The sequence below is a fragment of the Brotonthovivens ammoniilytica genome, assembly GCF_025566885.1.
GTDB lineage: Bacteria > Bacillota > Clostridia > Lachnospirales > Lachnospiraceae > Brotonthovivens > Brotonthovivens ammoniilytica.
Map to the genome: position 1 here is coordinate 339818 of NZ_JAOQJQ010000004.1, position 22734 is coordinate 362551.

The window sequence follows — 22734 nt, forward strand, 5'->3', positions numbered from 1 at the left end:
GTCAGGAGCGGTTCAAGGAACAGGCATTTTCTTATGTCCACAGGACAGATATTAACCATTCTTTATTTCAGTCAGCACATGTTTCTTTAAGGCTTCATAACTTTCCGGGCTTAAATCATGTTCAATTCTGCAGGCGTCTTTTGCCGCAGTCTCCTGATCTACCCCCAGCCATACCAGCCATTCACTGATCAGAAGATGCCTTTCATAGATGGCCTCCGCAATCTCCTTCCCCATATCTGTCAATGTAATAAAACCGCTTTTATCAACATTAATATATCCGTTTGTCCGGAGGTTTTTCATAGCCACACTGATACTGGGCTTTGAATAATTCATTTCCACCGCTATGTCAATGGACCTTACAACCGGTTTTTCTTTACTCAGCTTTAATATACATTCCAGATAGTCTTCTGCAGATTCATGTATCTCCATAGTTGCCTCCTCCTGCTATTCATATTGAATCGGATCTTCAAACCGGGTAAATTCGGGCAGCCAAGCCAGTTCAACAGTTCCAATAGGACCATTTCTCTGCTTTGCTATAATGATTTCCGCAATTCCCTTTTTTTCAGAATCCTTATTATAATAATCGTCACGATAAATAAACATAACTACATCGGCATCCTGTTCAATTGCACCAGACTCCCTTAAATCAGAAAGCATGGGACGGTGTTCCGGACGCTGTTCCACCTGGCGGCTCAGCTGGGATAATGCAACCACCGGTACGGACAGCTCCCTGGCCAGCTGCTTTAAAGATCTAGAAATATCCGAGATTTCCTGCTGTCTGGAATCGCTTTTTCCACTTCCGGACATTAACTGAAGGTAATCAATAATTACCAGTTTTAGATCATGTTCCAGCTTATACTTTCTGCACTTACTGCGCAGTTCCGAAATGGAAATACCCGGAGTGTCATCAATAATCAGCGGGGATGCCGCAATTTGTCCCGCGGCCTCCATCAGTTTTGACCAATCGGAATCCGCCAGATTACCGCTCCTTAAAACCTGAGCATCCATAGGCGCCTGAAGAGCAAACAGTCGGTTTACCAGCTGTTCCTTTGACATTTCCAGACTGAAGATGGCCGTAGCCATATGCTCCTTTAGGGTAACATGCTGTGCGATATTCAGCACAAAAGCAGTTTTTCCCATAGAAGGTCTCGCGGCAACCAGTACCATATCAGAGGGCTGCAATCCGGACAGCTTATAATCCAGACTGTTAAATCCAGTGGGAATACCGGTAACATTACCCTGTGTTTTTGACGCCGCCTCAATCCGGTCCAGCGCATTCATAACAACTTTTCGAATTGGCACATAATCATCATTGGAACGATTCTGAAGCAGTCCAAATATATTCTTTTCCGTTTCTTCCAGAATAGAATCCAGCCCTTCTTGTTCTTGATAGCAATCGTTCTCTATGGTCTCTGCTGCTTTAATTAATCTGCGCAGAACCGCTTTCTCGGACACTATTTTCCCATAATGTTTTATATTGGCTGAAACAGGATTTGTTTCATACAGATCCTTTACATACTCCAGGCTGCTGATCTCCGGAGGAACATTTTTTTCTTTCAGGCGATTCTGCAGTGTAATCAGATCCACTGGAGCTCCTTCATTATAAAGCTCCACTATGGTCTCAAATAAAATTCCATACTGGCTGTAATAGAAATCACCTTTTGTCAGCATTTCCGAAACAGTAACAATGGCATCCCGGTTCAATATCATAGAACCAATAACGGCCCCTTCTGCTTCTTTGCTGTTTGGCATCATTCTGTTTAACAGTGTCTCTTCCATTTTATTATGCCTCTGTAACTTTTACCCGCAGCGTTCCCGTAACTTTTGGATGCAGCTTAACCGGCACCTCAACCATTCCAAGGCTCTTTATGGGTTCAGAAAGAATCATTTTCTTTTTATCTAGTTCCAAATCCAGCTGCTGCTTTACTGCCGCTGAAATTTCTTTTGTGGATACCGAGCCAAATGTACGGCCGCCTTCCCCGGATTTAATTTTAACTTCCACAATCTTATCTTTGATGTGATCCGCAAGCTCTAAAGCTGCCTCGTACTGTTCCTGCGCCACCTTTTCTGCATGCTGATTTTGAAGTTTTAGATCATTAAGATTTTTTCCGGTAGCCTCCAAACCAAGCTTCTTAGGCAGAATCATATTCCTTGCATAGCCATCGCTTACAGTAACAATTTCACCTTTTTTCCCCAGTGATTTTACATCCTGTAATAAAATTACTTTCATTATTTTATGTCTCCTTCTTTCATCATTTCATCCAGAGTGTCCTGAATGGTTTCGCAGGCTTCCTCCATGGTACAGTTGGTAAGCTGGGCACCGGCCGTGTTCATATGACCGCCGCCTCCCAGCCTCTCCATAATTCTCTGAACATTTATTTCATCTATAGACCTGGAACTGATATATATTTTTCCCTGGTATTCAGTCAGTACAAAAGAGGCCCGGATTCCTATTATGTTCAGCAGCTCATTGGCTGCCTGGGCACACGCTACAGTTGGACTTTCTATGTCGTCTGCCGGGCAGACACTGATGGCAAACTGTCCCCGGTATACCTGAGCATGGCGCACAGCCTCCGCTCTGGCCTTATAGGCATTCATATCATTCCGAAGCATTTTCCTCACCCGTGTAACCTCTGCACCGCAGCGCTTCAAATAGGCTGCTGCCTCAAAAGTACGTACACCTGTCTTAGTCATAAAATTATTGGTATCAATTAAAATACCTGCATAAATACTATCTGCTTCTCTGGTCGACAGTTTAATATCCTCATCAAAATACTGCAGTACTTCTGCAATCATCTCGCAGGTGGAAGATGCATATGGCTCTATATAAGAAAGAACCGCGTTTTTAATAACATCTTTTCCCTGGCGGTGGTGGTCGAAAACAACAATCGTTTTGGATTTATTCAGAAGCTGGGGACACTCTGTATAATTTGGCCGGTTCGTATCTACCACCACCACTGCCGTATGGTAATCATAATTCTCAATAGCCTCTTTACTGCTGATAAACATATCCTCCGGATATCCGTTTTCCACCGAAAATCCTTCTTTTACCGGACGCAGAGATGTAGTCACCTCATTTAGCACAATCTGGACTTTTTTTCCCAGCTGACGCCCCGCACAATAAATACCAATGGCCGCTCCAAAGGAATCTATATCCGCAATACAATGCCCCATAACAAAAAATTTATCACGGCTCATCATAATTTCCCGCAATGCCAGAGACTTCACACGAGCCTTTACCCGGGTATTTTTCTCTACCTGGCGGCTGTTGCCTCCATAATAATAAACATTATTCTCTGTTTTTCTGACTACCTGATCGCCGCCCCTGCCCAATGCCAGATCAATAGATGTTCTGGCATGTTCATAGTTCTGCATATATTCCTTACAGCCGCTTCCAATACCAATACTCAAAGTCACTGCCATTTCATTTCCGACCTTGACCGTCTTTACTTCTTCCAGAATACTGTATTTATCTTCTTCCAATTTTCCAAGATACTGCTGTTTAAATACAACAAAATATTTGTCTTTTTCTGTTTTCTTAATTAGAGCATCCACTTCCGAAAAATACTTATTTATTTTACGATCTACCAGTGCCAGCAGCAATGACTGTTTTACCTCTTCGACTTTCTCCATTACCTCTTCAAAATTGTCGATATAGACCAGCCCCGCAACCAGCTGCACATCCTGAATCTCTTTCCTGTACCGGTTGAGTTTTGTCTCATCATATAAATATACAACCATCAGATACTGCTGCTTATCTTCTGTATCTACCAGCCCCTTCTCACGCATCATTTCCGTAAAATATATTTTTTTCAGAGATGCCCTGTATATCTGCTGTTCGAAAGGAACTTCAAACTCCTGCTCATCGCTTTTTAAAAGCTGTTCTCTGGTCATTTCAGGAAAAATAGACGCGATGGATTTATTGTAACGTTTTTCTTTTCCGGTAATCCTTGAAAATTCTTTATTCATCCAGAGGATTCGCCCATTAGAATCCAGCAGTCCATAAGGAATTTCAAACTCATTAAGCAGACGTTTCTGAACAGTTCCATATTGTGTTGCAAAGTCAATTAATTCATTTAATATAACAGGTTTGTGATACTGATACGCCGCCAAAACAATCACAAAATATACTCCCACACAAACAGTTCCAAACACTCCGGCCTTAATATTCAGGAAATACATCCAGATATCCATCGCCAGAAATAAAAACGTCAGCATTAATGGTGTTAATATATAGGCTTTCAATTTTCCTTTTAATTTAATCTCCGATCCCATAAATTTCTCCTTCTCAATACTAACTAGGCATCAGGGTATAAATACACCGATTATGTTATTATAACACAATACCTGTTTTGAAAAAAGCCCCGGCAGCTTATTCCTGTCCGCGGCAGCGCGGTCTTTCTAAATTATTTTTATGTCACAGCACGTGAGTATGCAAAAACGCCGAAACCCCGGCTATTCCTGTACCCCCGGTAATTACCCGGTTTACAGGGACAGCCGCTGGTCCCGGCGCCTAATATCATACTACTATTTTGCCTCCTGACAGTTTACAAATTTCTCTTGTCTGACGCAGTAACTGCATCGTTTTTCGAGAATACCGATTTCCTCCAGAGTATCCAGCATACGGTATACCGTGGCGATTCCGATACTACTGTCCTTTTTAATTGCTTCATAGTAGATATCTTTACAGTTTTCCCAGTCCTGCTGCAAAATTATTTCGAGAATTATTTTCCGCTGACCGGTAATCCGTTTTCCATGTTTCTTTAATTCCTGCAGTACATAGTCCTGTCTGCTCATGTTCAGCTCTCCTTATGACAGCCCGCACAATTCCCACTGCACCCGCTGCAGGACTTCCCGCTCTTTTTATCTTTGATTAACGACCTAACGGCCAGTATCACTGCTCCCACAACAAGCAGAGCGACAATAATTGTAGCTGCCATGAAATTACCTCTTTTCTATAAACTATGCTTTCATCATTTTTGTTCCAACCACATAAGACTTATTCTCACGATACGGACGAAGCAGCAAATACAGGAAGATGATTACAATTACAATTGCAACAACAGTTCCTACAGAAAATACGCCTGTTGTGAAGAATGTTCCAAGCTGGAAGATACACAAGGATGCCACATAAGCCAGCAGGCACTGATATCCAATTGCCGCCCAGAACCATTTGTGATTATTCATCTCCCGTTTGATAGCTCCCATTGCTGCAAAGCATGGAGCACAAAGAAGATTAAATACCAGGAAGGAATATGCTGCTACTGATGTCATGCTTGCCTGAAGAGTTCCCCAGATCTCAGCTCCATTTTCCGAAACTTCTGCCACACCAAAGAGTATTCCAAGTGTTCCTACTACATTTTCCTTCGCTACCAGACCGGTGATAGCTGCCACGGACATTCTCCATTCGCCCCATCCGAGAGGTTTGAAGATCCATGCAATTGCTGTACCAATTCCGCAGAGAATACTTCCCTCACTCAGCTCATCGACTCTTCCAAAGTGTCCGTCCACCATACCATAGTTGGAGGTAAACCAGATAAAGATTGTGGAAAGTAAAATAATTGTGCCGGCTTTTTTAATAAAGGACCAGCCGCGTTCCCACATGCTGCGCAGAACATTTCCAACCGTAGGCATGTGGTAAGCCGGAAGCTCCATAACAAACGGCGCCGGTTCTCCTGCAAAAGGTTTCGTCTTTTTAAGTATTATACCAGAGCATACAATTGCTGCAATACCTACAAAATATGCACTTGGAGCTACCCACCATGCATCATTAAACAAAGCACCGGCAATCAAAGCGATGATCGGCAGTTTTGCTCCGCATGGAATAAAGGTAGTTGTCATAATTGTCATCTTACGGTCTCTGTCACTTTCAATTGTTCTAGAAGCCATAACTCCGGGAACGCCGCAGCCGGTACCAATCAGCATTGGAATAAATGATTTTCCGGAAAGTCCGAATTTACGGAAAATACGGTCCATAATAAATGCAACACGGGCCATATAACCGCACGCCTCTAAAAATGCCAGGCAGATAAACAGTACAAGCATCTGAGGTACGAAACCAAGCACCGCACCTACACCGGCTACAATACCATTTACAATCAGATCCATCAGCCATTCTGCACAATGCACATTTGTGAGGAACGTAGTTAAAAACATCGGGATTCCATTTTCGCCAAAGGCTACATCATTTACCCAGTCAGTCAGCGTCGCGCCAACAGTTGTTACGGAAAGGAAATATACCAGAAACATAATTCCTGCAAATATTGGCAGCGCCAGGATTCTGTTGGTAACCACCTTATCAATTTTATCAGAAAGTGTCTCTTTCCCTCTGCTGGATTTCTTATAGCAGCTGTCGATCATTGATGCAATATATACATAACGTTCGTTTGTGATGATACTCTCGGAATCATCATCCAGCGCGCCTTCTGCCTCTGTGATAATTGACTCTACATTTGGTGCAGATTTCATTTCTGCCTTAATTTTATCGTCTCTTTCAAATAATTTAATAGCAAAGAAACGTTTCTGCTCCTGAGGAATATCAGCCCCCAGCTTATTCTCAATATCTTTCAGATAAATTTCCACTTCATCTGAAAAAGAGTGAACCGGAACTGCTGCTTTTTTGCTGGCAAGAGCTACTGCTCTTTTAGCTGCTTCCATAATTCCGTCGCCCTTTAACGCGGAGATGGCAACTGCCTCGCATCCGATTTTTTCCGACAATTTTTTCAGGTTAATATCATCGCCGTTTTTGCTTACAATATCCATCATGTTTACGGCAAGAACTACCGGGATTCCAAGTTCTACCAGCTGGGTGGTAAGATACAGATTCCTCTCCAGATTGGTTCCGTCAATGATATTTAAAATAACATCCGGTTTTTCCTCTAATAAATATTTTCTTGCTACAACTTCCTCCAGCGTATATGGTGAAAGAGAATATATACCTGGAAGGTCTGTAATAATTACATCCTTATGATTTTTTAATTTTCCTTCTTTTTTCTCTACCGTTACGCCCGGCCAGTTTCCTACAAACTGATTTGCTCCCGTCAATCCGTTAAACAGTGTGGTTTTACCACAGTTTGGATTGCCGGCGAGTGCAATCTTTATTGACATTTTCATTTCCTCCTGCATTTCTTGTTCCTGATTAGTCCCTGCTAACCGCTATGTAAAAAAAATAGTCCCTGCTATTTTTCTTTTTATGATATTTCTATCATCTCTGCATCCGCTTTCCGGATGGATAATTCGTATCCCCTTACTGTTACTTCAATGGGGTCTCCCAGCGGTGCTACTTTCCGTACAAACACCTGGCAGCCTTTTGTAATTCCCATGTCCATAATCCGTCTCTTAACTGCTCCTTCCCCATGAAGCTTTACAACGGAAGCCGTTTCGTTTGGCTTTATGTCTTTTAACGTTTTCATCTTAATCCTCCATCTGAACCATGATCTTACCTGCCATTTCTTTGCTGATTGCAACCCGCGATTCTTTTACATTAACAATCACGTTCCCATTGATCTGATTCACTACTGTCACAAATCCTCCGGTCACAAATCCCAGGGTCTCAAGAAATTTTCTTGTTTCTTCTTTTCCTCCCACTTTTTTGATTGTTGTCTTTTCTCCCGGTTTTACAAAGGTCAACGGCATCATAACATCTCCTATCTGTATTTTAGGTTAGTTCTTTCTAACACCCAAAGGTTAGCATCATCTAACCCACATGTCAACCATTTTCTTCCTTATTGAAACTTTTTTTCAATTATTTAAGAATAAAATGTGTTTTTACGCTATAGGAGACACGGCTCTTTCCTTTGGCATAAAAAACAAACCTTCAAACCAGATAATTTATCATTACCTCAGTCTGAAGGTCTGTATTATTTTTTGATACCGTTATAAATGCCGGCGTCTTACTGAAGTCCCAGAAGCTTCTCAATATACTGGTCCCACAGTCCGCTGTGTTTTTTCTGATAAATCAGCTTCTGAGCCGCTGCCGGCTTGTCTGTAATAATGCCATCTACCCCCATTTCCAACACCCGCTCCATAGAGTCCTCAGAATTTACTGTCCAGACTAACACTTCTTTTCCCGCCCGGTGAGCCTGATTTACAAACTTCTGCGTCAGCATCATAGCCTCAACACTGTATCCGTCCGCCGCATCCAGTACGGTAAAATTCCCAAGAGATACCGATGTAATATATACCGTCTGAATTTTAGGGTTAATCTCCTTTATCTTCTCAAGACATTCATATTTCATGGACGATAACACCACTTCCTTCTGGCAGTGATGCTTCTCCACAATATCCACTACTGACTGCTCAAAGTCCGTTTCGTATCCGGTAGGTTTTAATTCTATATTCAGCCTGATCTTACCCTTGGTGTAAGTCAGCACCTCATCCAGAGTTGGAATCACTGTTTCTTTATATTTTTTATCGAACCAGCTGCCCGCATCCAGATATTTCATCTCATCATAGGTTGTCTCCCATATGTTTTTATCTACACCGGTGGTTCTCTTTAAGTTAGAGTCATGCATAACAATTATTTCGCCGTCTTTTGTCTGCTGGACATCCAATTCAATGCAGTCAGCACCTATTTCTACAGCACCTTTAAAAGCCGGAATCGTATTTTCTGGATACATCTCAGAATATCCCCGGTGAGCCGTGATCTTAATATCACTCTGCAGTCCAAGATCTATAACACCTTTTTTCTCGCCGAAGGAATAAATAAAATTAATACCCAGAGCCGCCACCACTGCAATTGCAATAATCCGTTTCCTGTATTGATACAGCTTTTTAGCCCACTTTGTTTCCTGAAGCCTGTATGCATTCTGCAGATCATCATAGGGACCTGTAATAGGCTCCCCTGAAGTTGCTTTCCGGTAGTAAAACAGCATACTAATGCACAGATATACACTAGAAAGGCAGAAGCAAAAATACAGCATTCCCATAACACCCAGCAGAATGGATACTCCTGACAGTGTCAGACTGCTGAACAAATCCGATGACGCCATAGCTCTGTTGATAGCCGAAATCAGATAAGCTCCGCCCATGATAATACCATAATAGACACCCAGAATAATTCCGTTCCAGACAAACAAAACCAAAATATCCTTCCAGAAATGTCCCTTGATTAAAATCCAGCTGTTTCTCCGTCCTTCTTTAAAAGAAGCCTTCTCCAGGCAAAAATAATGAATACTGTATATCCAATGAAAGGATCTATAGCCTATATAAACCCAGAATGCAATATAAACTATAAACAGCAGTGTATGGCTTTGAATATACTCAAAAATAAACTCCGGAAGCTCAAAGCTGGAAATATAACCGCTGATCAGTGCAAAATGTGTAACCGGTATAATAATCAGAAGATAAAGTATCATCAGCCAGTTTTTCTGTTTAAAGATGTTTAAAGCGCTGAGAGTCCCTTTGCGCAGCAGCGCCAGCAGAGGTATCTTTTGCTTCCTGTAAGACGCATGAAGGCAGGTAATGATGCAGCAGATATCCAGAAGCGTAAAAAATGCCAGGCACAAAAGCAGCAAAAACAAAATAATCCAGACGCCTGGCCCTTTCAGATAAACCCCGATATTTTCATCCGAAAGATAATAAAGCCCCCGAACCTTAAGGGAAAGCCTGAAGGCCGCCAGCAATACAGGCCTGAAAATCGCTGCCATAGAAAATTTATATAAAATCTCGAAAACAAGCAGCGTACCTATATTATATTTCAACAGCCCCCACGCAAATTTTATAAATCGAAAAACTTTAACCATAAAAAAACTCCTTTTGTACTTTTCTTAGTATAGCACAAATAAGAGTTTTTTTTCGTGTAAATTCATTTCTATTTTGTTAATCTTTTATGACGCCGCTAGGTTTTTCCATCTCACTCTGCTGTCTGTCCTGCTTTACCTTCCAGCGCCTGTACAAAACATATATGCCTCCCACAGCAAACGGAAAAATAAATGTTGCGAAACGGTACAGAAGGGTTACCGCACCGGAAACATGGACACCTACAACCACCCCGATTAAGCTTGTCATAATCACCTCAACAGAGCCGATTCCGGCCGGAGTAGGTATCACGGCAGCTGTCATTACAGAAAGAGAGCATACCGCAAGAGACTGAAACAAAGTCAGACCCCCGGTTCCAAACAAAATCAAAAAAGGGATTCCATACCAGAAACAGCACTTTATCAGATTCTTCAAAACGGTAGTAACTAATGTCTTTTTATCTTTCAGTAACTCTGCTGTAGACACTTCCATAATATCACAGTTCTTCCGCAAACTTTCCATTACACCATCTAATTTGCCGGATTTATTGAAAATTCCACCAATCTTAAAAAGCAGCCAGTGAAATTTTGCCGAAACCGCAAACAGAATTAAAAAAATGGAGATTATCGCTGTCAGCCCGTAAGCCAGGACAAGATACACTGCATATTCACTGTAGTTCCTTACCATAAAATTCCAGTTAATAAGAAACAGCATCCCACTGAAAAGTGCGATGCTGACCTTATGCATTACGTATTGGATCATATATAATCCAGCGCCTTTAGAGTATTCCACTCCCGACTGCCCAAGATAATATATTGCCGCAACTCCGCTGCCACTTCCTAGAGTAGCAAGACGGTAAAAGGAACAGTAAAAGGCACAGCACACCGTTCTGCTATATTTGATATCCGGATTATACCGCTTCGCCAGCGAATATGTAATCCAGGCTTCAAACAGATGATAGATGACGGATGAAATACAGATTGCTATCAGCACCACCGCCGAGGTCTTCCTCAGCTGACCTAAAATAGGCCCCGCCAAATCACGAAACGTGTATGCGATAATTGCAAGAAGAACAATTACGAAAATAATCTTCGCCCACATTTTTTTGTTCTTCAAAAGCCTCAACTCCTAGCTATTTTTTATAATTTTTATAACCTTTTTTCTCAAATGGATGCTCTGACCAGATTTTCTCCGCATGCTCTTTCCATTCTGCCGCATATGGTTCACACTTACCGCAGAGATGCTCTGCAGTCTCCGGAGACTGTAAATCGGTTGATTTAGCCCCAGTTTCTTTTACCATTTTCTGAAGCATTTCCGGATTTTCCAGCATCGGACACGGACGCAGCATATTATCATTAAATGGCTGATTGTCTCTGTATGCCTGGAATAATGGCTGCTGCAGACATTCAAGAATTGTATTCTCACGAATGTTTGCCCCTGAATAGTGAATGAATACACATGGTTCTGCATCTCCATTAGCATTTATATGGAAGTAGTTTCTTCCTCCGGCAATACATCCACCTACAAATTCACCATCATTCTGGAAGTCCATAAGGAAAATTGGTTTTCCGCCTTCAAGGGCACGAACCTCACGAAGTCTCTTGTAAATATATTCACGCTGCTCCATAGTAGGCATTAACTCAACATCTGCTTCATTTCCAACCGGCATATAATGGAAATACCATGCATAACGGCATCCATGATCAATCATCAGATCATAAAATTCATCAGAAGTAACTGCATCCATATTTTTTCTTGTGTAACATACAGATGTCCCGAAGAATAATCCGTATTCCTTCATTAAATCCATAGCATGAAGAACCTTCTGGAAAATACCTTCACCACGGCGTCCGTCATTTGCTTCTTCAAACCCTTCCAGACTTAAAGAGAAAGATAAGTTTCCAAGTTCCTGAACTTTCTTACAAAACTCTTCATCAATAAGTGTTCCATTTGTAAAGCTGTGGAATGCACAATCCCGGTGTTTTTCACACAGTTTTATAATGTCTGCTTTTCTGACAAGAGGCTCACCGCCGGTAAACATATAGAAGTATACACCAAGCTCTTTTGCCTGTGTAACAATACTGTCCATCTCTTCAAAAGTAAGATTTAATTTATAACCATATTCTGCAGCCCAGCAGCCGGTACATCTTAAATTACATGCGCTGGTAGGATCCATGAGAATTAACCATGGAATATTGCAATTATATATATCTCTGTTCTTACGAATCTGCTTTGTTCCATAAAAAGCCGCTTCAAAACCAAGGTTCAGTGCTGTCATTTTTGCCACATTTGGATGTAACTCATCTAACATAGTATTGACAAATCTCATCCATTTATGATCCGGATTCTTAATAATTGCTCTTGCACCGTCATATGCTTCTGCACTGAAATTGTCTCCCATAAATTTCTGGGCAAGATCAACGATTTCCAGTAAACCTTTCTGACGATCTTTATTTAAACGTTTCAATGCAATGTCAATCGCTGCACTAAATGCTTTTCTCTGTACTGTATGTTTTAAATTTGCCATGCTTTCTCCTCCATTAAATATAACTGAACCAACTGCCACACAGTATATCTGGATTTTATCAGCTTGAATATATGCAAATTGATCTAGTTGTATTTCATTTTAATACATTTACTCCACTTTGTATCTTTATGAGTGACATCATTATTCTTTTGTTCTGTAAATTAAATTTTTTATCCTAAACCTGATTCCAAATTACCAGGGTACTGACTGCCTCGAACCCAAGATGTTCATATAATCCACGTCCCATTTCAGAAGCCTGAAGGGATGCCATCCTAAAACCTTCCATCCTGCACTCCTCTAAAGCCGCCATTACAAGCTTACGCGCAATTCCCTTCCCCCGCTGGTCAGGCAGAACCGCAACTTCATGAATCCCAGGATTGGGCCCTTTTTTATAAACCATTATCGTTCCAATAATCTTTCCCTGTTCCACATAACCAAAAAAGGCCAGCTTTTCAGGGTGCCGTTCCATCAGCATTCGAAATGCCGGATACTCACTTGGTTTGGGAAAGGCTTCTGCCGTCACATCACACCATTCTTTCAAACGATCAGCATTGATTTGCTCAATATTAGGACTAAGATCTTTTTCAGAAATTTTAAAATTTTCTTCTATATGAAAAAGCATTCCTGTCTGCTCTTTGCGCACTTCATACCCAAGTTCTCTGAGTGTCCCTGCCACATTTTCAGGAACACACTCTTTTGTATAGCTGATCAGTCCGGGCTTATGTATCCGGATTCCTTCTATAATATATGGTACTGTATCCTCATCCATTTTATCCAGACAAAAACGGTTGCTCCATCTGCTGGTTTCTACATTATAAAAGCGGTACCCCTTACCGGTCTGTACCATCTTTCCCTCCGTATCTGAAATAAACTGGCACAGGTCGCTAAAGCTGCTTTCCGGAAGCAGTATTTTCTCCATACATTTTCCTCCCGATCTTCTGTTTCTTATAATTATCTGCAGATGGCTCTCCAGCTGCGTCCTTATCATCTAAAGTCCTATTCTGTTATATTAACGTATTCTTCCAAAAAAATACACCCTTTTATACATCTTTTTTTCCAAGCCTGAAATAAACAGTAATCAGCATTGTTATAAAACAGGCCAGCCCGCCAATGGCATTGGAGATAGGCTCTGCCCAAAATACACCATTTACGCCCATCTGAAACAAACCAGGCAGCAGCAGCGTTAACGGCACTACAATTACAATTTTTCTGAAAATAGAAAAAAATACTGCCCGCATGGATTTTCCCAGCGCAGTAAATGTACATTGTCCGCAAAACTGGAAAGCCATCATAAAGAATCCAAAGAAATATATATGAATTGCCGAACGTCCCAGAGTTTCCACCTGTGTATCACTGCTGAAAAGGTTTATAAATATCTCCGGAAAGCCAGCTACCATTGCCCACGCAGCCAGGGTATATACAATGGTTATCAACGACAAAATGCGAATAGTTTTCTTTACTCTGGAAAAGGCTTTGGCCCCATAATTAAATCCCAGCACCGGCTGCCCGGCATTGGTCAGTCCCAGCACCGGAGCGGATATGACTTCCCTTATGGAATTAATAATCGTCATAATTCCCACATAAATATCTCCGCCAAACACCTGAAGGGTTGCATTGCATACAATCTGCACCACTGAGTTGGTAACTGAAAGAGTAAATCCGGAAAGCCCAAGAGAAAGAATTTTTAAAACTCTTCGTTTTTGAAGCTTCATATCTTTTATCCGAAGCGGTATCAGCGCCTTTTTTCCCCGCAGGAAACGCCAGGTCCACAATGCTGCAGCCGCCTGAGAGATTACTGTAGCAATGGCTGCACCGCGCACTTCCAGCCGGAATACAAAGATAAACAAAGGATCCAGTACAATATTAAGCCCGGCTCCAATTAAGACAGTCAATAGTCCAATCGTTCCAAATCCCTGGGCATTAATAAATGAATTCAGCCCCAGACTTATAAGCACGAAAACCGTTCCAAACAAATAGATCGTTAAATACTGTACCGCATAAGGAAACGTTTCCTGACTGGCTCCTAACAGCCATAGCAGCGGCTCACGTGCCAACAGTCCCGCCACAGTGAGTCCCCCAGAAAATATTAATAACAAGGTAAAACTATTTCCCAGTATGGCAGAGGCTTCCTCTGTATTTTTCCGTCCCCGCTCAATAGAAAAAAGCGGCGTTCCTCCGGTTCCGATTAAATTGGCAAAGGCTATAATCATGGTGATTACTGGGAGACAGACCCCCACACCAGTCAGGGCGTTCATAGAAGCGCCCTTTAATCTGCCCAGGTACATACGGTCTACTACATTATATAGTACATTAATCAGCTGGGCGATGGTCATTGGCACAGCCAGACGCATTAATATTTTTACAATACTGCCTTTTGAAAAATCACTTTCAGTTCTCATGACAATCGCAGCACCTGGAAATGTCTTTCCTGTTCAGCCTCATATTCACGGCTTCCTCTTCCTGACCGTGTTTCCCGCTTTCTTTTTTGAAACCAATTTTTTCAAAAAAAGCAAAGGTGTCTTTTCCTGCTGTCAGGCAGATCTCTTCCACATTAGACAATACCGCTTTATCAATAAGCAGTCTGACAATAAAGTCTCCAAGCCCCCGTCCTCTGTAAGCTTTAAGCACTCCTACGTGGCTGATGATGCATTCCCATCCATCATAAAAAATGCGTCCTGTCCCTACAGCCCTGTCATCAGCATAGACAACGGCATGCATACTTAAACACTCCTTTTCATCCTCCCACATAAAGGAATCTTTGAATACCTGCTTTCTGATTTCTTTTATTACAGCTAAATCCTCCTGTCCCGAATAAAACTTTCCCTGCACCATAATAAATTCCTCTTTTCTTTCAAATTACTCCAGCTTCATTTTTACCTGTAATCGTACGTCCTTTACATTTTCGTCCCATACAGCCAGATAGCCTCCCCCGTTAGCTGCCTGCCAAAAATAAAAATCTTTCTGCTGTGCTGAAAATTTTTCCATCACAGACATTATCGTTCCCCCATGGGCGACGATTCCAATACGTGACAGCTTTCTTTCTGCCGCATCCCGCAGACATTCCAAAAATGAATTTTGACACCGAACCCGAAAGTCTGATCCAGATTCTCCATGAGGAATGTCTCCTAGCCCAATACTGTCAATCCAGCTCCTGTATGCCTGCAGATCCTTCAATTCATGATATGTCCTGTACTCAAAATCACCGAAATCCGTCTCTTCCAGTCCGTTCCATATCAGTATATTTTGTTTCGGAAATAAGATCTGTGCTGTCTGCCGGCAGCGTTTCATTCTGCTTGTATACACCAGCTGAACATCCCTAAGCATGCCTCCTATACGCTTAAGCTGCCGGCAGCTTTCCTCCAGCAATGCTTCATCTGTCCGTCCCACATAACGTTTTTCCAGATTACCTTTCGTTTTTCCATGTCTGATTAAATAGATTTCCAACCTAGTCCCCCTCTTTGACAAGATATTGTTTTAAGGCTTCCATCTGCTCCTGGGCCTCCCGTATTCCTTCCTGATACAAAGGTTCAAGGCGGTTCCAATCACCTTCTGTCCGGCCCACACCATAGGTATTCTTTGGAGCTATTACAAACACCTTTCCCTGTTTTTCCAATTTAAATAATTCTTTGCAGGTTTCATTATACTCCTGGGCTCTTCGATTCATCCGCTCTACAATCTTGGGATATTTTCTGCAAAGACGATTAATCAGTTTCTGAGACCTCTCCGGTCCTTTTTCATAATCCCGTTCTCTGGTCAATATTACAATAATTTTATCACAGCCCTCCTCCATAGCCTTCTTAAACGGCACGGAATCGGCAATCCCGCCATCCATATAATAGTTTTCACCCAGCTTTACCGGTGGAAACAACACAGGCAGGGAACAACTGGCGATGGTTGTTTCCCAACGCTTCTCATATGCCGGAAGTTCCATATATTCCGCCTCCCCGGTTGCAATATTAGTAACTACAGCTACCACTTTGCCAGAATAATCCGCCAGCGCATCATAATCATAGGGTACTAATTTATTGGGAATCTCATCAAAAGCAAAATCCAGATTATAGTAACAGCGTTTTTTCGGGTTTAATAAATGATGGACTCCCATATATCGCCTGTCATGCATATATAGTTTTGTAAACTCCGCATTTCTGCCCCGCTGTTTTGATATGTAAGAAACTCCATATGCAATTCCGGCGGATACGCCGATAAAATAGTCCGGCATAATATGCTCATCTAAAAATACATCTGCTACCCCGCAGGAAAATATTGTCCGGCTTGCTCCGCCTTCCATAACGATGCCCAGTTTCATTTTTCCGCCCCTTTCTCTCCAAACAACAGATTTATAAACCAATATAACATGATTTTTACTATATTTCAAAATTTGTATTACTCTTTTTTCTTCCTGATCTGAAAATAAATTACCCTTTTACTCATAAAATTTCTTTTCAAGCCCGGTCTTTTATGCTATATTACTTCTCGAAAAATATTAACCTCAACTGCCAGAGGCCATACAAAACTGTTTACAGAAATCTAGCAATTAGAATACTTTTCTTTTGTATCCTGGCCGGGCAGACAAGAACCTTATGGAGGTATCACTGTGAAACAACAAACTGCTTTAAAATTTGACACTGTTATTTTTGACCTTGACGGCACACTGCTGGATACTTTAGACGATCTCACAGCCAGCGTAAACTATTGTATGAAAAAATTCGGCTGTCCCCTGCATTCCCGTGAGGATGTCCGCAAGATGGTTGGAAACGGTGTTAATTCCCTGCTGGAAAGAGCACTTCCCAACGGCAGAAACACTCCTTTTTATTCTGACTGTGTTGCAGTATTCCAGGAATACTATAAAAATCATATGCTGGATCAGACCGGCCCATTTTCCGGAATTATCCCTATGCTCCAGGCTTTAAAAGCAAAAGACTATAAACTTGCTGTCGTTTCCAATAAATTCGATGCAGCGGTAAAGGGACTTTGTAATGATTTCTTTTCCCGCTATATTTCTTCGGCCATTGGTGAATCCCCGCATATCGCCCGAAAACCTGCACCGGACACGGTTTTTAAAGCTATAGAAGAGCTTCATTCAATACCCAGCCGCTGCATTTATGTAGGAGATTCTGAAGTAGATATTGAAACAGCTGCCAATACCGGGATTCCATGTATTTCAGTAAATTGGGGATTTAAAGATACTGCCTTCTTACAGCAGCATCACGCCTCGGTGATTGTCTCCTCTCCGGATGAGCTGTTAAAGGAAATTTTTAAAATGTCTGATTCTTCAAATGCAAATCCTTGTTCAAATTAGACGTTATCTTCGGTTTTATAAAAGCAGAATAAACAGCTGCAAAAAACCTGACAGCATTTATATCGGAATAGGCCTTCAATTGCCAGACTTTTGTCTGATATTTAAAAGCCCTTCATTCCTATATAGTCTGTCAGGTATTTTTAGCACTTTATTTTATAACAGTTACTCTTTTTCTTTAATCATCTTAAATAACTGAACACGATGATTAATATCAAGCTTCCTATATATATTTAAAATATGTTTTTTCAATGTGTTCACACTGATTACCAGTTCCCCGCTGATCTCATTGTTATCCTTTCCTTTCATAAGCAGGGACAATATCGTGTTTTCCCGTTTTGTTAAATGATATTTCTGTACCGCTTCTGACACTGTAAGCTTTTCCTGAATTTCCTGCCGGTTTCTCCGCTCTTCAGATAATCGAAATAACAGATGATCTTTCATTAACTCAAATATAAACATATCATCAGAGTCAAAATTATCTTTCCCGATCGTTCGGTACAGCGTCACCAATCCCACACAGTCTTTCCCATCTCCAAGTAAAAGATGCATGGAATACTGCCAATTATTTAACACATAATATTCTTTATAATAAGAGGACTTCAGACGGATTTCCGTGGGGATAATATCTGTTTCCCTAAAAACAATACTCTTTCCCAAAAAAGAAAGGGTGCTTTTTTTCATCATTTCATGAAACATTCCCTCACCGTCAATCTCACAATTATATTTTACAGATCTGCAAAATTTGTGTCCCTCATTCACCTCTGTAAGATAAAATTCTGCTCCGTCAAAATCCAATACCATTTTCATCTGTTCCAGAAACTGCTGACGCATCAGCGTTAAGTCAGCAGTGGTATATATTTTATAAATAATATTATTCAAAACACTCCAGTTATTTGCCGCTACAGTCCTCAACTACTGTTCCACCTCTTTCCATCCAATCTATTTAAAAGTACAATTACTGCTTTTCTACTCTCTGACTTGAATCCATACGGATTATTTCCCCGGACAGATACTTTTTCCCAAAAACGGCATAATCAATGGCATTCTTCCGATTTTCTGTAATTTCCTCATATGTGGCTTTTCTGCGGACTTTCGCAGGACTTCCCAGAGCGACCATTCCATCAGGTATCACCATCCCTTGAGTAACCAGTGCTCCGGCGCCAACTATTGAATTTTTCCCGATTCTGGCCCCATTTAAAATAATAGCTCCCATGCCAATTAATGCTCCATCACTAATTTCGCACCCATGAACAACTGCCCCATGGCCAATGGTTACATAATCGCCTATTTTAACCGGAAACCCGGCATCCGCATGAAGAATACATCCGTCCTGAATGTTGCTGCTTTTTCCAATTTTAATGCTGTCATGGTCTCCCCTTATTACAGAATGAAACCATACACTGCTGTCTTCTTCCAAACTTACATCTCCCCATACATCTGCGCTTTCCGCAATAAAAACACGATTTGCCGTGCTGTATTTTTTGTCCACTATCTTTTTTCCTCCCTTCTATTTTTATCTGCTGAGAAAAATTGTATTAACTCCGGCAGCAATGGTATGTTCTCTCCCTTTCGTTTTACAAAATACAAATTCCATTGAAACAGTTCCTCCGGAATCGGTATGGAAAGAATATCCGGATATGAAATAGTATTGCACAATTTTGATATGAATACAGTACCTCCAACCTGATCCCGGCACATCTCCAAAGCTGTTACAATATTATTCACTGTATAAACATGAGCTAATTTCACTCCCTGCTCTTCCAGGATTTTCAATACTTTGCGGTTACTTTTCTGAAGGGACTCTACCACAATAAAAGAAACGCCTTCAAAATCGTTCCAGCTTTTTACACCCGTGCCTGCCAGCTCATGCTCTTTATGGAGCATAATGCTCAAACCCTCCTGAGCAATTTCAAAAGTTTCACATCCCGCCCAGGGCTTTGCTTCACTGATAATAATTCCATCACATAAACCTTTTCGCAGATTTTTAATGCAATCTTCTTCCCGAAGCTCCAAAAGCTGCAGAGAATATTCCGGGTATTTCTGCAAAAATTCCTGTTCCATAGATAAAGGATAAACTATGGAGGCTCCTGTTGTGAGGCAGATACGAACAACATCTTTTTTCCGAAAACGGCATATCGCCTCCTTTACAGTATATAATTCCGGAAGAATCTTATCTAATTTTTCTTTCAGATAATATCCGGCCTCTGTAGCCTGAACGCCTTTATTATTTCTTAAAAAAAGCTTTACCTCTAGTTCCTCTTCTAGAGCTGAAATGGCTTTGCTCAGCGCCTGCTGGGAAACAAACATTTTCTCTGACGCCTTTGTAAAACTTTTCTGTTTGTATACTGCTGCAAAATATTCTAATTGCTTTAACTCCATTTTAATCCTCCACAACTAAAATTTGTACCAGCACAATTATTAACTGTTTTACATCTGCAGGCCCGCACCGTATACTTAGCTCATAAATATTGTATTTATTTCAGTACAAAAGGAGATTTAACTATGTTTAATTTAAAAGGAAAAGTTGCTGTTGTAACAGGTGCTTCCAGCGGTCTTGGAGCCGATGCTGCCAGAGCTTATGCAAAAGCCGGAGCTTCGGTTGCTATTTTGGCGCGCAGGAAAGAAAAATTAGAGGCCCTTGCTGAAGAACTAAAAAGCGATCACACAAACGTCCTGGCTGTTTCCTGTGACGTAACCGATGAAGCTAGTGTAAAATCTGCTGTGCAGCAGGTAATTGAACATTTCGGTAAAATTGATATCCTTCTGAATAATGCCGGCATTGCAGTTAAGGGCGGTGTAGATACCCTGTCTCAGGATGATTGGAATCGTTCTATGGATACAAATGTAAAAGGTATCTTTCTTGTTTCTAAATATGTGGTCCCACATATGATGGAACAACACTATGGTAAGATCATCAATACAAGTTCTGTAAACGCATTCATAGGCGATAAAGCAGATCTGTTCATCCGCCATTCCTACAATGCTTCCAAAAGCGCAGTACTAGGTTTATCCATGGGCATGGCTGCTTCCTACGGAAAATACAATATCACAGTAAATACTATCTGCCCCGGTCTTTTCGAATCAGAAATGACCTCAAGTACTTTATTCCAGTCCGAAGAATTTCTAAAAGCGTATAGCTACCAGTGCCCCCTTGGACGACCTGGGCAGCCCGGAGAATTAAACGGTGCAATTTTATTTTTCTCCAGCGATGCTTCCAGCTATATTACGGGACAGTTTATGATTATTGACGGAGGCACCTCATTCGTATAATTTCTAATCCTCTATTCATTGAATAGGGGATTTTACTTTTATGATGGTTTTTATTTTAGCAAAATCCTTTATTTCCTGCAAGCCATGCCATATGTCTCTATATTTTCCCTTCTTCTTAATCCATAAAATATGGGCAATAGAAAGATATTCGCTGCTCTGGTTTTACATTTCTTAGAATCGAAAAAAGACTATCAGCGTTTTTCACTGATAGTCTCTTTTTTCATGAGACATCGGGGATTCGAACCCCGGACAACTTGATTAAAAGTCAAGTGCTCTACCAACTGAGCTAATATCCCACACATAAAAATAAACTGGGCTAGTTGGATTCGAACCAACGAATGTAGCAGTCAAAGTGCTATGCCTTACCCCTTGGCGATAGCCCAACATTACAAACTTACAGCTTTTATACTGTAAAAGGTGGATACAGGGATTCGAACCCTGGGCCTCCAGAGCCACAATCTGGCGCGCTAACCAACTGCGCTATACCCACCATAATTGCCAAGTATACATAGTACTTCTGAAAATCTGCTTTCCCAGAAACGTGCTTGGAGGGATTCGAACCCCCGACCCACGGCTTAGAAGGCCGTTGCTCTATCCAGCTGAGCTACAAACACAAATATCAAATATTCTTGAAAAAAGAAAGCGGGTGATGGGAATCGAACCCACGTATCCAGCTTGGAAGGCTGGTGTTCTACCATTGAACTACACCCGCATACAATCGGGGTGACAGGATTCGAACCTGCGACCTCCTGGTCCCAAACCAGGCGCTCTAGCCAAGCTGAGCCACACCCCGTATTACTATTTTCACTATCAAATTATATAATGAGACATCGGGGATTCGAACCCCGGACAACTTGATTAAAAGTCAAGTGCTCTACCAACTGAGCTAATATCCCATCACTCTCAATTCCTTGAGAATGCCCAGTTCCGGAATCGAACCAGAGACACGAGGATTTTCAGTCCTCTGCTCTACCAACTGAGCTAACTGGGCATGAGTTGCGGGGATAGGATTTGAACCTATGACCTTCGGGTTATGAGCCCGACGAGCTTCCAGACTGCTCCACCCCGCGTTATGAAATTAAAGGCTTATGCCAAATGGATGGAGGTGGATTCGAACCACCGAAGCAATTTGCAGCAGATTTACAGTCTGTCCCCTTTGGCCACTCGGGAATCCATCCATTAACACTATACAACATTTTACAATAAAACATGCATAATGTAAAGCCGATGATCGGACTCGAACCGATAACCTGCTGATTACAAATCAGCTGCTCTGCCAATTGAGCCACATCGGCGTATGCTATTTGTCGCAGCTGATTTACAATCAGTCTGCTTATATCTACGCTTGACTCATTCCAATCCTCAATTGTCTTGAATTGAGCCACACCGGCATATTTAATTTTCGAAAATCAATGGGACCTACAGGGCTCGAACCTGTGACCCTCTGCTTGTAAGGCAGATGCTCTCCCAGCTGAGCTAAGATCCCATTAACGACCCAGATCGGACTCGAACCGACGACCTCCGCCGTGACAGGGCGGCGCTCTAACCAACTGAGCCACTAGGCCATTAAAGGTATATACCTTCAAAACTTCATACAGATTTCCGTGAAAGCATTCCAGACATGTTTAAGGAAGTTCGATTCACTAAAACCATTTTCCTTTTTTGAAACCGGGTCACCTCAAAAGCTTCGCTTTCTCGGTGCCATTTGCTCTGCAAATACCTTTCCTTCAACCAGCTCCCACAGCTCAGAAAATAACTTTTCTTCCCTGTGCTCCCGGTTTCGGAAACCCGCTTTCTTCCCTTTTTGGTCAAGCCCTCGGACGATTAGTATCAGTCAGCTCCATACATTACTGCACTTCCACCTCTGACCTATCTACCTCATACTCTCTAAGGGTCCTTA

Annotated in this window: 22 protein-coding genes, 13 tRNA genes and 1 rRNA gene; 2 read left to right on the top strand and 34 right to left on the bottom strand. The window is 41.6% G+C overall.

Annotation, left to right across the window (positions count from 1 at the left end; genetic code table 11):
- Nucleotides 1-51: 51 nt before the first annotated feature.
- The 17 genes from OCV88_RS11470 to OCV88_RS11550 form a co-directional block, all read right to left on the bottom strand.
- Nucleotides 52-429 carry a metal-dependent transcriptional regulator gene (locus tag OCV88_RS11470; protein WP_158425605.1) on the bottom strand — a complete coding sequence of 126 codons (378 nt, stop codon included), beginning with the start codon at nucleotides 427-429 and terminating at the stop codon, nucleotides 52-54.
- 15 nt (nucleotides 430-444) lie between these two features.
- Nucleotides 445-1779 (bottom strand): replicative DNA helicase, encoded by a 1335-nt coding sequence (gene dnaB, locus OCV88_RS11475; protein WP_158425606.1) that lies wholly within the window; start codon nucleotides 1777-1779, stop codon nucleotides 445-447.
- Nucleotides 1780-1783: 4 nt separating this feature from the next.
- Nucleotides 1784-2230, bottom strand: a complete 447-nt coding sequence (gene rplI / locus OCV88_RS11480) for a 50S ribosomal protein L9 (protein ID WP_158425607.1) — start codon at nucleotides 2228-2230, stop codon at nucleotides 1784-1786.
- Nucleotides 2230-4275 (bottom strand): DHH family phosphoesterase, encoded by a 2046-nt coding sequence (locus tag OCV88_RS11485; protein ID WP_158425608.1) that lies wholly within the window; start codon nucleotides 4273-4275, stop codon nucleotides 2230-2232. Before OCV88_RS11485 ends, rplI begins: the two co-directional genes overlap by 1 nt.
- 252 nt (nucleotides 4276-4527) lie before the next feature.
- Nucleotides 4528-4797: a Fur family transcriptional regulator gene (locus OCV88_RS11490; protein ID WP_158425609.1), complete on the bottom strand. Its 270-nt coding sequence runs from the start codon at nucleotides 4795-4797 to the stop codon at nucleotides 4528-4530.
- Between the two features lie 2 nt (nucleotides 4798-4799).
- Nucleotides 4800-4940, bottom strand: coding sequence for a FeoB-associated Cys-rich membrane protein (locus tag OCV88_RS11495; protein WP_158425610.1), 141 nt, complete (start codon nucleotides 4938-4940; stop codon nucleotides 4800-4802).
- A 22-nt stretch (nucleotides 4941-4962) separates the two neighbouring features.
- Complete coding sequence (gene feoB / locus OCV88_RS11500) at nucleotides 4963-7107, bottom strand: ferrous iron transport protein B (protein ID WP_158425611.1); 2145 nt, start codon at nucleotides 7105-7107, stop codon at nucleotides 4963-4965.
- 83 nt (nucleotides 7108-7190) lie between these two features.
- A complete protein-coding gene (locus OCV88_RS11505; RefSeq protein ID WP_158425612.1) occupies nucleotides 7191-7412 on the bottom strand; it encodes a FeoA family protein in 222 nt (73 codons plus the stop codon).
- A 1-nt stretch (nucleotide 7413) separates the two neighbouring features.
- Complete coding sequence (locus OCV88_RS11510) at nucleotides 7414-7638, bottom strand: FeoA family protein (protein WP_158425613.1); 225 nt, start codon at nucleotides 7636-7638, stop codon at nucleotides 7414-7416.
- Between the two features lie 254 nt (nucleotides 7639-7892).
- On the bottom strand, nucleotides 7893-9743 hold the full coding sequence (locus OCV88_RS11515; protein WP_158425614.1) for a glycerophosphodiester phosphodiesterase: 1851 nt from the start codon (nucleotides 9741-9743) through the stop codon (nucleotides 7893-7895).
- 76 nt (nucleotides 9744-9819) lie between these two features.
- A complete protein-coding gene (locus OCV88_RS11520) occupies nucleotides 9820-10854 on the bottom strand; it encodes a lysylphosphatidylglycerol synthase transmembrane domain-containing protein (protein ID WP_158425615.1) in 1035 nt (344 codons plus the stop codon).
- A 16-nt stretch (nucleotides 10855-10870) separates the two neighbouring features.
- The gene (locus tag OCV88_RS11525; RefSeq protein ID WP_158425616.1) at nucleotides 10871-12265 is read right to left on the bottom strand and encodes a radical SAM/SPASM domain-containing protein; all 1395 of its coding nucleotides are present in this window, start codon (nucleotides 12263-12265) and stop codon (nucleotides 10871-10873) included.
- A gap of 175 nt (nucleotides 12266-12440) precedes the next feature.
- Nucleotides 12441-13184, bottom strand: coding sequence for a GNAT family N-acetyltransferase (locus tag OCV88_RS11530; protein ID WP_262591227.1), 744 nt, complete (start codon nucleotides 13182-13184; stop codon nucleotides 12441-12443).
- A 121-nt stretch (nucleotides 13185-13305) separates the two neighbouring features.
- Nucleotides 13306-14664 (bottom strand): MATE family efflux transporter, encoded by a 1359-nt coding sequence (locus OCV88_RS11535; RefSeq protein ID WP_158425618.1) that lies wholly within the window; start codon nucleotides 14662-14664, stop codon nucleotides 13306-13308.
- On the bottom strand, nucleotides 14654-15097 hold the full coding sequence (locus OCV88_RS11540) for a GNAT family N-acetyltransferase (protein ID WP_158425619.1): 444 nt from the start codon (nucleotides 15095-15097) through the stop codon (nucleotides 14654-14656). The genes OCV88_RS11535 and OCV88_RS11540 overlap by 11 nt, the downstream gene beginning before the upstream one ends.
- Before the next feature lie 24 nt (nucleotides 15098-15121).
- Entirely contained in the window at nucleotides 15122-15709 is a 588-nt protein-coding gene (locus OCV88_RS11545; RefSeq protein WP_262591229.1) for a histidine phosphatase family protein, read from the bottom strand.
- A gap of 1 nt (nucleotide 15710) precedes the next feature.
- Nucleotides 15711-16571 carry a patatin-like phospholipase family protein gene (locus OCV88_RS11550; protein ID WP_158425621.1) on the bottom strand — a complete coding sequence of 287 codons (861 nt, stop codon included), beginning with the start codon at nucleotides 16569-16571 and terminating at the stop codon, nucleotides 15711-15713.
- A gap of 288 nt (nucleotides 16572-16859) precedes the next feature.
- Here OCV88_RS11550 and OCV88_RS11555 point away from each other — a divergent pair, with 288 nt between their 5' ends.
- Entirely contained in the window at nucleotides 16860-17564 is a 705-nt protein-coding gene (locus OCV88_RS11555) for an HAD family hydrolase (protein WP_158425622.1), read from the top strand.
- A 162-nt stretch (nucleotides 17565-17726) separates the two neighbouring features.
- Here the strand turns inward: OCV88_RS11555 and OCV88_RS11560 are convergent, their stop codons facing one another.
- Genes OCV88_RS11560 through OCV88_RS11570 form a run of 3 tightly spaced genes read right to left on the bottom strand, consistent with a single transcriptional unit; the run spans nucleotide 17727 to nucleotide 19943 of the window.
- Nucleotides 17727-18476, bottom strand: a complete 750-nt coding sequence (locus OCV88_RS11560; protein WP_262591231.1) for a helix-turn-helix domain-containing protein — start codon at nucleotides 18474-18476, stop codon at nucleotides 17727-17729.
- A gap of 43 nt (nucleotides 18477-18519) precedes the next feature.
- On the bottom strand, nucleotides 18520-19053 hold the full coding sequence (locus OCV88_RS11565; protein ID WP_262591233.1) for a gamma carbonic anhydrase family protein: 534 nt from the start codon (nucleotides 19051-19053) through the stop codon (nucleotides 18520-18522).
- The gene (locus OCV88_RS11570) at nucleotides 19053-19943 is read right to left on the bottom strand and encodes a LysR family transcriptional regulator (RefSeq protein ID WP_158425624.1); all 891 of its coding nucleotides are present in this window, start codon (nucleotides 19941-19943) and stop codon (nucleotides 19053-19055) included. The genes OCV88_RS11565 and OCV88_RS11570 overlap by 1 nt, the downstream gene beginning before the upstream one ends.
- Nucleotides 19944-20066: 123 nt before the next feature.
- On the opposite strand from OCV88_RS11570, the gene OCV88_RS11575 reads away from it, so the two are divergent.
- A complete protein-coding gene (locus OCV88_RS11575; RefSeq protein ID WP_158425625.1) occupies nucleotides 20067-20834 on the top strand; it encodes an SDR family NAD(P)-dependent oxidoreductase in 768 nt (255 codons plus the stop codon).
- A 223-nt stretch (nucleotides 20835-21057) separates the two neighbouring features.
- Here OCV88_RS11575 and OCV88_RS11580 read toward each other — a convergent pair.
- The 14 genes from OCV88_RS11580 to OCV88_RS11645 all read right to left on the bottom strand — a co-directional run.
- Nucleotides 21058-21130, bottom strand: a tRNA-Lys gene (locus tag OCV88_RS11580).
- A gap of 15 nt (nucleotides 21131-21145) precedes the next feature.
- Nucleotides 21146-21217: transfer RNA gene (locus OCV88_RS11585), tRNA-Gln, on the bottom strand.
- Between the two features lie 33 nt (nucleotides 21218-21250).
- Nucleotides 21251-21324: transfer RNA gene (locus OCV88_RS11590), tRNA-His, on the bottom strand.
- 50 nt (nucleotides 21325-21374) lie between these two features.
- Nucleotides 21375-21448, bottom strand: a tRNA-Arg gene (locus OCV88_RS11595).
- Between the two features lie 27 nt (nucleotides 21449-21475).
- Nucleotides 21476-21546 (bottom strand) — tRNA-Gly (locus OCV88_RS11600).
- Between the two features lie 6 nt (nucleotides 21547-21552).
- A tRNA-Pro gene (locus OCV88_RS11605) sits at nucleotides 21553-21627 on the bottom strand.
- A gap of 30 nt (nucleotides 21628-21657) precedes the next feature.
- Nucleotides 21658-21730 (bottom strand) — tRNA-Lys (locus OCV88_RS11610).
- A gap of 22 nt (nucleotides 21731-21752) precedes the next feature.
- Nucleotides 21753-21825, bottom strand: a tRNA-Phe gene (locus OCV88_RS11615).
- Nucleotides 21826-21830: 5 nt separating this feature from the next.
- Nucleotides 21831-21904 (bottom strand) — tRNA-Met (locus OCV88_RS11620).
- 26 nt (nucleotides 21905-21930) lie between these two features.
- A tRNA-Tyr gene (locus OCV88_RS11625) sits at nucleotides 21931-22012 on the bottom strand.
- A 44-nt stretch (nucleotides 22013-22056) separates the two neighbouring features.
- Nucleotides 22057-22129: transfer RNA gene (locus OCV88_RS11630), tRNA-Thr, on the bottom strand.
- A 118-nt stretch (nucleotides 22130-22247) separates the two neighbouring features.
- Nucleotides 22248-22320, bottom strand: a tRNA-Val gene (locus OCV88_RS11635).
- A gap of 5 nt (nucleotides 22321-22325) precedes the next feature.
- Nucleotides 22326-22399, bottom strand: a tRNA-Asp gene (locus OCV88_RS11640).
- A gap of 239 nt (nucleotides 22400-22638) precedes the next feature.
- Nucleotides 22639-22734: ribosomal RNA gene (locus OCV88_RS11645) — 23S ribosomal RNA — on the bottom strand; the annotation flags it as partial.